Source organism: Faecalicatena contorta (assembly GCF_021531895.1).
GTDB lineage: Bacteria > Bacillota > Clostridia > Lachnospirales > Lachnospiraceae > JAFBIX01.
Window position 1 is genome coordinate 75,715 of record NZ_JAFBIX010000003.1, and the last position, 12,217, is coordinate 87,931.

Sequence of the window (12,217 nt, forward strand, 5' to 3'; positions counted from 1 at the left end):
CTTACTCTTCCTCTTCAAACAGAATTGAATCTCTCAGTTTTGACAAGGTCACTTTCGTCTCAGCTGTGGTTTCTCCCAAAAGTCCGGCAATCTCCTGTGCTACCATCATCTGTTTATCAATTACTTTCTGTGCCATTTCTACAGTTTCCATCTTCAAATTATAATGCTGTAATTTTGCTTTTTCTTCCTTTGTAATATCCTGATAAGTCACAAGCACAGATTCAATACTTTCAATATATACGATCGACTCAATGACGGTTAATTTCACAGATTCAAGATTAATCTTCTTCCGAGCGACCTGCTGCTTGTTTCTTAGAGCCTCTTCAATATCCAGCGCATCTACAAATTCAAAGATATACCGTTCCAGTGCCTCTTCCCGTGATACACCCAGCATCTCCTGCGCTTTTTTATTACACTCCCGTATCCTCAGATCTTTATCAACGATAAGAATCATATTCGGTGTCACATCCATGACAACATTAGACATGGATTCTGCCTGGGCAACCGCATATGGAAGACACATACTGATCTCCGCTTTTTTCTGGTATACTGCCAGGGCTTTTGCACGACAAGTCGGATAACCGCATGCTCCACAGTTCAGCTCATCTGACTTCGTATATTTTCCCATTGCATGAAGAATTGTTTTCATTTCCTGATCTGAAGGCATCGGATCTTCTACACGTCGATCTGTAAATGTTTTATGAAGTTGGATACCATTTCCGTCAATCTCTGTTGCTTCCTCCCTGTGAGCCACCTGATCTTCTACATCCATCTTAGCACGGATCAGCGACTGATTCCATTTATCAGATGCAGGACCCTTAATACATCCGCCTTCGCAGACATTCACTTCAAAAAAGCTATGTTGAATATCACCCTTTTTCAGTTCATCAAATAACTCCATACAGGCTTTCAGCCCATCAATATGTATTTTATAATAATTATCTTCTATAGAGCTTGCCCGGACAGATTGAATGATACCGCCGCTGATCGGATAGAGCTGATTAACTCTAGGACTCGGATTCCCCATCGGTCTGTCCTCACACTGATGGATATCGATACCTTCTGCTTTCCACCATTTTACTATTTCCTCAAATGTAAGGATCGCATCTATCGCTCCGCAAACACGTTCATCCCCAATCGCTTCTTCTTTTTTTGCAATACAAGGTCCCAGGAATACAACCTTGACATCTTCTCCATAAATCTTTTTTATCAAACGGCCATGCGCAATCATCGGAGAAACGACTGGCGCCATCATCGGCACAAGCTCCGGATAATATTTTTCGATCAGATCATTGACACTTGGACAGCAGGTGGTAATGATATTCGTCATCTCTCCTGCTTTCAGAAGCTTCCAGTATTCCTTCGTGACAAGTGCGGCACCTTCTGCCGTCTCACGCACTTCATAAAATCCAAGTTTCTGAAGTGCATCCACAATCTGTCCCGGTCTGTCATATTCCAGGACTCCCAGATAAGAAGGAGCAATCGATATGATCGTCTTCATTCCCTGGCGCAGGTATCCTTTCACACGTTCTATATCACTGGCAAATGTTTTTGCATTCTGCGGACAGACCTCCAGACAATGTCCACAATTTATGCAATGATTCTTCATAATATGTGCCTGCTCATTCTCTACAGAAATTGCCTTCACTTCACAATAACGCACACATTTATAGCAATGTTTACAACTCGCATCCTTGAAATCAATTACTCGCACGTTTCAGCCTCCTTCAATATCACCTCATTAAAGAAATCTTCTGCATCTTCCGGCTTCACATGATAGATTCTGTCTTTGATCTTGATACTGACACCTTTGGAACATGCTCCCATACAAAATGAACCACTCAACTCAATATCAACTTTTGTCTCATACTCCTTGACCAGTCTGGTCAGTGTCTCAATCACACTCTTGGAGCCGCGCACATGGCAGGAACTCCCGATACATATCAGAACCTTCATAGTTACCTCCTTTTCCCGCTAAATCCGTTCTGAACAACACTTCAATCACTTCGTGTTCTCAGTGTCCATTATATCATTTTTTATTTGAAAATGGAATTGTTGACAGACTATTTGCCTGAATAAACTGCCGGCATTCTTCAGATTGATATACCTGCAGAATCTATTTCCGGCAGCATAGACATTCAAAAACAGCAGCCATACAGACTGCTGTTTTTAATCATAATAATTATTAGTATGCGTTTAATTAATGGTTCTCTTTACATAAGATGTATGTAAGGTTTCATGCGCTTTATGGCTTCCTGGCTCTCCAAGATACTCTTCATAAAGCTTCTTAATTGCCGGATTCTCGTGTGACTTACGAATCGGTTTTGCAGCATCGTTCTTATACAATACGCTTGCACGGATACCGCGTACATCAGTAAAGTTGCGCACCTCACCAGATACCTGCGGCTGTCCGCCTCCGTTAACACATCCGCCAGGGCATCCCATGATCTCAATGAACTGGTAATCTGCTTCACCGGATTTTACTTTATTCAGAAGTTCTCTTGCATTGCCAAGGCCAGATGCAACTGCAACTTTCACATCCATGCCTGCCACATTATAAGAAGCTTCTTTGATACCCTGTGTTCCACGAACATCTGTAAATTCAAGATTTGCCAGTTCTTCTCCAGTCAGAACTTCAACCGCTGTACGAAGAGCAGCCTCCATAACACCACCAGTTGCACCAAAGATAACACCTGCACCTGTAGACTCTCCCATCGGATCATCGAAATCCTCATCCGGAAGTGCGGTAAAGTCAATACCACAGCGTTTGATCAGTCTTGCAAGCTCTCTTGTAGTAATCGCGATATCTACATCAGGTACCCCTGCTGCATTCTGATCATCTCTTCCGATCTCAAATTTCTTAGCAGTACATGGCATAACACTGACAGATACAATCTTCTTAGGATCAATTCCTTCTTTTTCAGCGAAATAGGTCTTCAGCATTGCACCAAACATCTGCTGTGGTGATTTACAGCTTGACAGATTCTCTGTCATATCCGGGAAGTAATGCTCACAGTATTTGATCCATCCTGGAGAACAAGAGGTAATCATCGGGAGAACGCCGCCATTCTTGATACGATCAAGAAGTTCCGTTGCCTCTTCCATAATTGTAAGGTCTGCTGCCCAGTCTGTATCGAATACTTTATCGAATCCGATTCTACGCAGCGCTGCTACCATCTTACCTTCTACATCAGTTCCCATTGGATATCCGAATTCTTCACCAAGACCTGCACGAACAGATGGTGCTGTCTGAACAACTACATATTTTTCCGAATCTGCAATCGCATCAATGATCTGCTTCGTGTAATCTTTCTCATATAATGCACCTGTTGGACAGACAGCAATACACTGACCACAGGATACACAACTGGTCTCACCCAGCCCCATGCCAAATGGAGAGCCGATCATAGTAGCAAATCCTCGATTATTAGTACCGATTACGCCAATTCCCTGTACTTTCTCACATGTTGCAACACACCGACGGCATAAGATACATTTATTATTATCACGAACCATATGTGCTGCGGAATCATCCAGTTCATAATGATTCATAGCACCTTTGTAATAATCTTCATCATCTACGCCATATTCACGGCATAACTGCTGCAGTTCACAGTTACCGCTTCTGACACAAGACAGACATTTTTTCTCATGATTAGAAAGCAAGAGCTGTAATGTCTTCTTTCTAGACTCGATCAACTTCGGAGTATTCGTATATACTTCCATTCCTTCATTGATCGGATGTACACAGGCTGCTACCAGGTTTCTGGCACCCTTTACTTCAACTACACACATACGGCATGCGCCGATCTCATTAATTTCTTTTAAATAGCACAAGGTAGGTATTTTAATTCCTGCAAGATGTGCTGCTTCAAGGATAGTAGAACCTGCAGGAGCTGATACATCAAGGCCATTAATTTTAAGATTAATATTTTCCATATTCTCCATCCTCCATTACTCTTTATAAATAGCACCGAAACGACATTTTTCCATACAAGCTCCACATTTTACACACTTATCTGGATTGATGACATGTGGTTCTCTTACTGTACCGGAAATAGCATCATTCGGACAGGTTCTTGCACACAAAGTACATCCCTTACATTTATCTGCGTCAATCTTATATGTAAGAAGTGCTTTACAAACGCCTGCCGGACATTTCTTATCTACAATATGTGCAACATATTCATCTCTAAAGTAACGTAAGGTTGAAAGTACCGGGTTCGGAGCTGTCTGACCGAGAGCACACAGTGAATTTGACTTCAGATGTGCTGCCAGCTCTTCCAGCTTATCCAGATCTTCCATAGTTCCCTGACCATTGGTAATCTTCTCTAGAATCTCTAACATACGTCTGGTTCCGATACGGCATGGAGCACATTTTCCGCAAGATTCATCTACTGTGAATTCCAGGAAGAATTTTGCGATATCAACCATACAGGTATCTTCATCCATTACGATCAATCCACCAGATCCCATCATTGATCCGATTGCAATCAGGTTATCATAATCGATTGGAACATCGAAGTGTTCTGCCGGAATACATCCGCCGGAAGGTCCTCCGGTCTGTGCTGCTTTGAACTTCTTACCGTTTGGAATACCTCCGCCGATTTCTTCTACGATCTCGCGAAGTGTTGTTCCCATTGGAATCTCAACAAGACCTGTATTTTTAACTTTTCCACCAAGAGCAAATACTTTGGTTCCTTTAGATTTCTCTGTTCCCATGGATGCAAACCAATCCGCACCATTTAAAATGATCTGAGGAATGTTTGCCAGAGTCTCAACATTGTTCAGAATTGTCGGTTTCTGGAACAGACCCTTTAATGCAGGGAATGGCGGACGTGGACGAGGTTCTCCTCGATTACCTTCAATAGAAGTCATAAGCGCTGTCTCTTCTCCACACACGAATGCTCCTGCACCAAGACGAAGCTCAATATCAAAATCAAATCCTGTATCAAAAATATTTTTTCCTAACAGGCCATATTCTCTTGCCTGTTTAATTGCGATATTTAGACGCTCAACTGCGATCGGATACTCAGCACGTACATAGATATATCCCTGAGATGCTCCGATTGCATAGCCGGCAATTGCCATTGCCTCTAATACTACATGCGGATCTCCTTCCAGAACGGAACGATCCATGAATGCACCCGGGTCTCCTTCGTCGGCATTACAACAGACATACTTCTGATCTGCAGCATTTGCAGCAGCAAATTTCCATTTCAATCCAGTCGGGAATCCTGCTCCGCCACGTCCGCGAAGTCCGCTGTCCAGAATGATCTGGATAACCTCTTCCGGTTTCATCGTTGTAAGGACTGTACCAAGAGCTTCATATCCACGGGTTCCAATATATTCTTCAATATTTTCCGGATTAATAACACCACAGTTACGAAGTGCAACTCTGTGTTGCTTCTTATAGAACTGTGTTTCCTGCAGTGGAAGAATCTCTTCACTGCTCTTTACTGTCTCATCATAAAGAAGACGTTTTACAACTCTTCCTTTTAAGAGGTGCTCGGATACAATTTCCGGAATATCTTCTTCCTTTACCATTGCATAAAAAGAGCCTTCCGGATATACAATCATAATTGGACCTAATGCACACAAACCGAAACAACCGGTCTTAACAACACCAACTTCATTCTCTAATCCGTTTTTCTTAATCTCTTCTACAAGTCTTTCTCTGATCTTCTGGCTGCCTGAGGAAGTACATCCTGTTCCACCACATACCAAAACGTGCGAACGATACATAGACCTATACCTCCTTTACTTATAATTGCTGCGCCCCTAATGTGTATTTTGTAACGACCTGTCCCTTCTTCAGATGAAGTTCAAATACCTCCATCGCTTTCTCAGGATTCATCTTCACATAAGTTACTTTTTCTTTTCCTGGTTCCAATACTTCAACGATCGGCTCATACTGGCATAATCCAATACATCCTGTCGGAGTCACACTGATCTTATCCGTCAAAAATTCCTTCTGCACTGCATCTGATAAAGCCGTAAGCACCGGTCTTGCTCCACTTGCAATTCCACAGGTCGCCATACCGACAACGACTCTGGTCTGTGTCTCACTCTCAGAACGGACACCGACTTTTCCTTGATTTCTTTCTCTTATTGCTTTTAATTCTTCCAGAGATTTCATACCTTTCCTCCCTTTACGTCATAATGTTTCTCCGTCATCCACTTCTGCCTTATTCGTATCCAGATATTCCCGAATAAACTGAGACACTTCAGCATCTTTGAACGACAAGCCGCCTAATATATTCTTCATTTCCTTTGTATCAAGCACAAATCCTTTACCGTCATATTCATATTTATAATGAAAATCAATTGATTCATTGAATACTATCAATGTATAAATAGTCGAATTAATGTCACCCAACGGCATCCTATCAATATGAGACAATCCAAATACTGCCTTTACACAGGTGCCTTCCTGTTCCTTCGAGCAAATCGAAAAGCTTCCCCCGGTACTCTCAGCTGCCTGCTTAAAAAATGGAATACCAAGGCCAACTCTACGGGTCGTTCTTGTCGTGTAGAAAGGGTCCGTCACCTTTTTCACTTGCTCCTCATTCATTCCACATCCATTATCAGTTACCGATACTTCAAGAATGTCCTTTTCTGTATTTGCTATGACACTAATCTCTATGTAGCTGGCTCCAGCACGCACAGAGTTTTCTGTAACATCCAGAATATTCAATGCAATTTCTGTCATCATATCTATTCATATTTGGCCAGAATATCATCAATATCATCCACTGTAAGCCGGCCGTATACTTCATCATTAACCATCATGACTGGTGCCAGTCCGCAGGCTCCTACACAACGACAGGCATCCAGGGAAAATTTGCCATCTGGAGTACATTCTCCTCCTACGATTCCCAGTTTTTCCATCAGTTTATTGTAAATATCACCAGAACCTTTTACATAACAAGCTGTACCAAGACAGACAGAAATACGATAACGTCCTTTTGGGTTCAAGTTAAACTGAGAATAGAATGTGGCAACCCCATAGATCTTCTCTAATGGAATACCCGTTTCATCAGAAATGATTGTCTGAACCTCAATAGGCAGATATCCATAAATATCCTGAGCCCTTTGCATAATCGGCATCAAGGAACCTTTTTCGTCTTTCAGTTCATGAATCATCTCTAACAGTTCTTTTTTTTGTTCTTCCGTTCCATTGAACTGAACTGTAGATTTTTTAGAAAGCATTCTCTTTTACCTCCCTTAGTTATTGTCAAATTTTGTCGTTTTCACCAGAAAACTCATTTCATTTTTTCATTCTAGCATACAAATTTTCAAAAATCTATAGCTTTTTCTCATGTAATTTAGTTAATTTTCCGACAGCTTCGTTTGTTATTTCACTATCATATTGTTAAAATATTTTCAATTTTAAAAACCATTTTTTGTGTATTTTGTACAATTTCATGGTTGAATTCATCTTTTTGCAATGCTATACTAAAATAAATCTATCCATTCGGGAGGTATTTATGACAATCGAAAGAATAAAAACTTTGTTAGATGCGGATGTTCTTTATGGCAATAATTGTCTGGACAGTGAAGTACATTATGCTTTCTCATCCGATATGATGAGTGATGTCCTTGCCTACGCCGATGAACACTCCGCCTTAATTACTGGTCTGTGTAATCCACAGGTCGTACGGACCGCCGAGATGCTTGACATTGTCTGTATTATATTTGTAAGAAATAAAATCCCAGACTCCAACATTCTGACTCTGGCAGAAGAAAAAGGGATTGTCATACTCTGTACACGCCACGATATGTTCACATCATGTGGCATACTATACAGCAATGGATTACTTGGAGGTGTATAACTTCATGTGTGAAAAACTTGTATTTAATTACGTTATCTCTGGAGATGACTTCACACGCGCCGGGGAAGCCAGCAGTGATGTAAAAAACAAACTAAAAGTGATGGGAATCGACAATAATGTGATACGCAAGGTCGCAATTGCTATGTATGAAGGTGAGATCAACATGGTCATTCATGCCAATGGCGGCACGATCAAGGTCGAGATCGCACCAGATAATATTCGCATGATCCTTGCAGATGTTGGCCCAGGGATTGCGGATATTGATAAAGCAATGGAACAGGGATATTCCACTGCACCGGAAGAGGTTCGCGCTCTTGGCTTCGGTGCTGGAATGGGGCTCCCCAACATGAAGAAATACTCAGATTACATGAACATTGACTCAACGATAGGAGTAGGCACTACAGTCACCATGGATGTGCATTTTTAAACTGTAGGGAGGGAAACTTTTGAACAAATTCATTAATTCTGTACAACTGGATAAAAAAGCCTGCACAGGGTGTATCAACTGCATTAAATACTGTCCTACCCAAGCCATACGCGTACAGAATGGGAAGGCAAAGATCAACCCGAAATTTTGCGTAGATTGCGGCCGTTGCCTCAGGTATTGTCCACATCACGCAAAAGTGGCAATCTATGATTCCGTTGACGAAATCAAAAAATACAAATATACGGTTGCTCTACCAGCACCTTCACTCTACTCACAATTTAATAATCTTAAGAACATTGATATCGTGCTAAATGCCTTGCTTTCCATGGGCTTTGATGATGTTTTTGAGGTCAGCGCTGCCGCCGAACTTGTCTCTGAAGCTTCTCACGCATATATTCAGGAACATATTGATGAAGCACCTTTCATCAGCACCGCATGCCCTACCATTGTAAGAATCATTCGTGTGAAATTCCCAACGCTGATTCCAAGACTTCTCCCATTAAAGCCACCCGTAGAGGTCGCTGCAGAAATTGCACGAAAAAGAGCTATAGAAAATACAGGTCTGAACTCGGAAGATATTGGCATTTTCTTTATCTCTCCATGCCCATCAAAAGTAACTTATGTAAAATCGCCTTTGGGTATTGAGAAAAGCGAAATCGATAAAGTCCTTGCAATAAAAGAAGTATATCCTATTTTACTGGAGCACATGACACACGATGAATCTAGGTTAAAGCCCCTGTCTGAGTCTGGGCGGATCGGAATCGGCTGGAGCAACGCAGGTGGCGAATCCAGTGGATTGCTTACCGACAATTATCTGGCCTGCGATGGTATCATGAGTGCTTTAAGAGTATTAAGTGATCTGGAAGACGAAAAATTCCACGATCTTAAATTTGTAGAATTAAATGCATGTAACGGTGGATGCGTGGGCGGTTCTCTGACCGTTGAAAATCCCTACATCGCTACTGCAAAATCCAAGAAGTTACATAGGAATCTCCCAGTTTCAAGATCCCATATCAAGGATTTTGATGAACTTGATTACCACTGGTCTACCTACGTTGAATATGAACCTGTATTCCGCTTGGGCAAGTCTTTCCGCGAAAGTTTTGAAATGATGGGATTAATCGAAGAATTGACAGAGCAGCTCCCCGGTCTTGACTGTGGCTCCTGCGGTGCACCGACATGCCGCGCACTGGCAGAAGATATCGTACGGGGAAATGCAACGAAAAATGACTGTATCTATTCTTTCCACGAATATATCGGCACTTTATCAAAAGACATCTCTTCTATGATGTCTTCTCTGGAGAAAAGCGCTGATAAAGATGAAGATACCATGCGTATGCTAAAGGATTATATACTAAAACTGACATCCGAAATCGAGAAAAAGGAGCAATGATTATGAAAACTATTCAGTCACTGATCGACTCAGGAATCTTCACACTTAGTACAGTTGGAGATTCTTCCAGAACAATATCCAAAATATTTTGCTGTGATCTTCTGAGCATTGCCATGAGTAAGGCACCTGCTGAAAGTGCATGGGTCACTGTCATGGGAAATAAAAATACAATTGCTGTTGCTTCTCTGACCGACGTTTCCTGTATTATACTGGCAGAAGGAATTACTTTTTCCGAAGAAGACCTTTCCTGTGCTGAAAAAGAGGGAATTACCGTCTTTTCAACTGATCTTCCCATCTTTGATGCCGCACTAAAATTGCAGGAGTTATTACTATGATGTCCCTGTACTACGATCTGCACTTGCATTCTTGTCTGTCTCCCTGTGGTGATGATGACATGACACCCGCCAATCTTGTAGGCATGGCTTCTGTCAAGGGACTCGACGTAATCGCATTGACAGATCATAATTCATGCAAAAATTGTCCTGCTGCAATGAAACATGGGGAAGAATATGGCGTAATCGTGATCCCCGGAATGGAACTTACTACTGCCGAAGAGGTTCATGTTGTCTGCCTGTTTCCGGATCTGGAAAGTGCAATGTCCTTTGACGCATATATCTACGAACATATTCTTCCAATTAAAAACCGAGAAAATATATTCGGGAAACAACAGATCATGAATGAATTCGATCAAGTCATCGGACAAGTTGACCGGCTTCTGATCAGCGCTACTGACATATCTTTTGATCATGTATTCTCATTGGTAGAATCCTATCATGGAATTGCATATCCCGCTCACATTGATAAATCTACAACGAGCTTGCTGTCAAATCTCGGCTTTGTTCCTCCAGACAGCACATTTTCCTGTGCAGAAATTAACAATTTTGACCATCTCCATCGCATACAAAAAGAGCATCCCTACTTTTTAAATTGTAACATGATCAGTAGTTCCGATGCTCATTATCTTATAGATATCAATGAACCTTATTATCAGATTCATTCAGAATCCCGCAAGATTCCTCATATATTGAATAGTCTTATTCACCGGAATAATTAATTCCGGTGAATCTTATCCTTTGACCTTGTTCACAGATCTGCGTAATCTCCCCATCTTGTATCAGGTAAGCTTCCCCGTATATTGTCGTATTGTCGTCCTCACACAACACATAACTTCCATCTACCAGTGCATAAAATCTATTTCCCATACTGTCAGGACAGGTAATATCTTCTATTATCCGCTTTCCATCCAGCATATGTTCTCTAACTTCCTGATAATGAGGCAAAATCATCAGTTCTGTTAACCCCAGTCCTTCCATATATCTCTGATACTCTGGATCTTCTGATTCTCCTTCCAACTCCGGCTGTGCATATACGATTCTGGCACAATTCATACTTCCGGCACTGATTCCCATAACAATTCCCGAAAATCCACAGAGTAATTCTTTTAACCCCAATTCTCTAAAGAATGCATTTTGTGTTGGAACATGACCGCCTCCTAAGATCAATATATCACTCTCCTGGATCAGCCACTGGATATCCTGTGCATTCCTGCTGTCACACACCGCAATATCTGCAAGGGACAGCCCTGCATATTCAAATGCCATTCCAAAAGTATCGCACATCTCATCATTCATCTCATAATTTTCAGGGTCTGCACTGATAATCAGACACTGCGAATTCTCGTTCCATCCATCAGACAGATTCTTTACAAATTCATTTTCCTCATTCCATTGACACGGAATATCTATCCCTTCCTGTTCACACGGACAACAGGGACTGCTTGTCAAAAATACTCTCATAATAATCTTCTCCGCTTATTATCTAATAAATACCATCTTATGTTCATCAGAATATTCTTCTGTAAAATGATAATCAAGCCTGTCAAAAGTACTCATATCTTCTACACATTCTATCTGATGTTCCGCCATAAAACGCACCATCTCACCTCTTGCCATCTTGGCATACGTTCCTTTTTCCTTCACCTTGCCGCCAATCAGTTCCCCAAACACAATTTCAATCATAGAAACATTTTCCGGCAAATAACGACTTATGCATTTGCTGTATTCTTTGGAAGCCAGATTTATAACCACATCCGTTCCTTCACAGACTTTTCTGGCAATCTTATCTCCCCAGAATTCATATAGATTGTACGGTTCTTTCTGAAATCTTGCCTGCATCTCCAGGCGATATGGAACCACTCCATCTAATGGATTTAAGACACCATAAAATCCCGACAAAATTCTCAAATGTTCTTCCAGATAATCCCATGAAGTCTGATCCAGTACGGCAGGTGCCATATATTGATATTGAATTCCCTCGTATGCAAGAATTGCCGGAGTCAGGTATGTATCCAGTTTCATATTCTGAAAACGTTCATAATTCAAAGAAGCAATCTTATCATTGCAATTCCAAAGTTCTTTCGCTTCCTGATAAGATAAACTCTGTATCACATTTCGCAGATACTCTGTCTCTTCCATGAAGCACGGTATTCGGCTTACTGCTATAGAATCATTGTCTATTACCATTTTTTTTGCCGGTGATATTATAATCTTCATAGTATCCTCC

Annotated in this window: 14 protein-coding genes; 5 read left to right on the forward strand and 9 right to left on the reverse strand. The window is 41.4% G+C overall.

Annotated elements, in window-relative coordinates; translation table 11 throughout:
* Nucleotide 1: 1 nt before the first annotated feature.
* From JQM81_RS01595 to JQM81_RS01625, 7 genes are all read right to left on the reverse strand, one after another.
* A complete protein-coding gene (locus JQM81_RS01595) occupies nt 2–1,714 on the reverse strand; it encodes a [Fe-Fe] hydrogenase large subunit C-terminal domain-containing protein (RefSeq protein WP_235231762.1) in 1,713 nt (570 codons plus the stop codon).
* On the reverse strand, nt 1,705–1,956 hold the full coding sequence (locus JQM81_RS01600; RefSeq protein WP_235231763.1) for a (2Fe-2S) ferredoxin domain-containing protein: 252 nt from the start codon (nt 1,954–1,956) through the stop codon (nt 1,705–1,707). Before JQM81_RS01600 ends, JQM81_RS01595 begins: the two co-directional genes overlap by 10 nt.
* 240 nt (nt 1,957–2,196) lie before the next feature.
* Nucleotides 2,197–3,939 (reverse strand): NADH-dependent [FeFe] hydrogenase, group A6, encoded by a 1,743-nt coding sequence (locus tag JQM81_RS01605; RefSeq protein ID WP_235231764.1) that lies wholly within the window; start codon nt 3,937–3,939, stop codon nt 2,197–2,199.
* A gap of 15 nt (nt 3,940–3,954) precedes the next feature.
* Nucleotides 3,955–5,745, reverse strand: coding sequence for an NADH-quinone oxidoreductase subunit NuoF (nuoF, locus tag JQM81_RS01610; protein WP_235231765.1), 1,791 nt, complete (start codon nt 5,743–5,745; stop codon nt 3,955–3,957).
* Between the two features lie 19 nt (nt 5,746–5,764).
* Complete coding sequence (locus JQM81_RS01615; RefSeq protein ID WP_235231766.1) at nt 5,765–6,139, reverse strand: (2Fe-2S) ferredoxin domain-containing protein; 375 nt, start codon at nt 6,137–6,139, stop codon at nt 5,765–5,767.
* 18 nt (nt 6,140–6,157) lie between these two features.
* Nucleotides 6,158–6,715 carry an ATP-binding protein gene (locus JQM81_RS01620; RefSeq protein WP_235231768.1) on the reverse strand — a complete coding sequence of 186 codons (558 nt, stop codon included), beginning with the start codon at nt 6,713–6,715 and terminating at the stop codon, nt 6,158–6,160.
* Between the two features lie 2 nt (nt 6,716–6,717).
* Complete coding sequence (locus JQM81_RS01625) at nt 6,718–7,212, reverse strand: complex I 24 kDa subunit family protein (RefSeq protein WP_235231769.1); 495 nt, start codon at nt 7,210–7,212, stop codon at nt 6,718–6,720.
* A 278-nt stretch (nt 7,213–7,490) separates the two neighbouring features.
* Between JQM81_RS01625 and JQM81_RS01630 the strand changes: the two genes are divergently transcribed.
* The 5 genes from JQM81_RS01630 to JQM81_RS01650 are packed head-to-tail and all read left to right on the forward strand — an operon-like array spanning nt 7,491 to nt 10,709.
* Nucleotides 7,491–7,835 (forward strand): DRTGG domain-containing protein, encoded by a 345-nt coding sequence (locus tag JQM81_RS01630; RefSeq protein WP_235231771.1) that lies wholly within the window; start codon nt 7,491–7,493, stop codon nt 7,833–7,835.
* Nucleotides 7,836–7,839: 4 nt separating this feature from the next.
* Nucleotides 7,840–8,262, forward strand: coding sequence for an ATP-binding protein (locus JQM81_RS01635; RefSeq protein WP_235231772.1), 423 nt, complete (start codon nt 7,840–7,842; stop codon nt 8,260–8,262).
* A gap of 19 nt (nt 8,263–8,281) precedes the next feature.
* Nucleotides 8,282–9,655 carry a [Fe-Fe] hydrogenase large subunit C-terminal domain-containing protein gene (locus tag JQM81_RS01640; RefSeq protein WP_235231773.1) on the forward strand — a complete coding sequence of 458 codons (1,374 nt, stop codon included), beginning with the start codon at nt 8,282–8,284 and terminating at the stop codon, nt 9,653–9,655.
* 2 nt (nt 9,656–9,657) lie between these two features.
* A complete protein-coding gene (locus JQM81_RS01645) occupies nt 9,658–9,990 on the forward strand; it encodes a DRTGG domain-containing protein (protein ID WP_235231774.1) in 333 nt (110 codons plus the stop codon).
* Nucleotides 9,987–10,709, forward strand: a complete 723-nt coding sequence (locus JQM81_RS01650) for a PHP domain-containing protein (RefSeq protein ID WP_235231775.1) — start codon at nt 9,987–9,989, stop codon at nt 10,707–10,709. Before JQM81_RS01645 ends, JQM81_RS01650 begins: the two co-directional genes overlap by 4 nt.
* On the opposite strand, the gene JQM81_RS01655 is transcribed toward JQM81_RS01650, so the two are convergent.
* Nucleotides 10,690–11,451, reverse strand: a complete 762-nt coding sequence (locus JQM81_RS01655; RefSeq protein ID WP_235231776.1) for a Type 1 glutamine amidotransferase-like domain-containing protein — start codon at nt 11,449–11,451, stop codon at nt 10,690–10,692. The two genes, JQM81_RS01650 and JQM81_RS01655, sit on opposite strands and share 20 nt — an antisense overlap.
* An 18-nt stretch (nt 11,452–11,469) precedes the next feature.
* The gene (gene yaaA, locus JQM81_RS01660; RefSeq protein ID WP_235231777.1) at nt 11,470–12,207 is read right to left on the reverse strand and encodes a peroxide stress protein YaaA; all 738 of its coding nucleotides are present in this window, start codon (nt 12,205–12,207) and stop codon (nt 11,470–11,472) included.
* Nucleotides 12,208–12,217: the final 10 nt, after the last annotated feature.

Bases quoted from the DNA above. Each gene is read 5' to 3' on its own strand.
- JQM81_RS01600 (WP_235231763.1), bottom strand. From the start codon at position 1,956: ATGAAGGTTCTGATATGTATCGGGAGTTCCTGCCATGTGCGCGGCTCC.
- JQM81_RS01655 (WP_235231776.1), bottom strand. From the start codon at position 11,451: ATGAGAGTATTTTTGACAAGCAGTCCCTGTTGTCCGTGTGAACAGGAA.
- JQM81_RS01650 (WP_235231775.1), top strand. From the start codon at position 9,987: ATGATGTCCCTGTACTACGATCTGCACTTGCATTCTTGTCTGTCTCCC.
- JQM81_RS01620 (WP_235231768.1), bottom strand. From the start codon at position 6,715: ATGATGACAGAAATTGCATTGAATATTCTGGATGTTACAGAAAACTCT.
- JQM81_RS01605 (WP_235231764.1), bottom strand. From the start codon at position 3,939: ATGGAAAATATTAATCTTAAAATTAATGGCCTTGATGTATCAGCTCCT.
- JQM81_RS01635 (WP_235231772.1), top strand. From the start codon at position 7,840: ATGTGTGAAAAACTTGTATTTAATTACGTTATCTCTGGAGATGACTTC.
- JQM81_RS01630 (WP_235231771.1), top strand. From the start codon at position 7,491: ATGACAATCGAAAGAATAAAAACTTTGTTAGATGCGGATGTTCTTTAT.
- nuoF (WP_235231765.1), bottom strand. From the start codon at position 5,745: ATGTATCGTTCGCACGTTTTGGTATGTGGTGGAACAGGATGTACTTCC.
- yaaA (WP_235231777.1), bottom strand. From the start codon at position 12,207: ATGAAGATTATAATATCACCGGCAAAAAAAATGGTAATAGACAATGAT.
- JQM81_RS01615 (WP_235231766.1), bottom strand. From the start codon at position 6,139: ATGAAATCTCTGGAAGAATTAAAAGCAATAAGAGAAAGAAATCAAGGA.
- JQM81_RS01645 (WP_235231774.1), top strand. From the start codon at position 9,658: ATGAAAACTATTCAGTCACTGATCGACTCAGGAATCTTCACACTTAGT.
- JQM81_RS01625 (WP_235231769.1), bottom strand. From the start codon at position 7,212: ATGCTTTCTAAAAAATCTACAGTTCAGTTCAATGGAACGGAAGAACAA.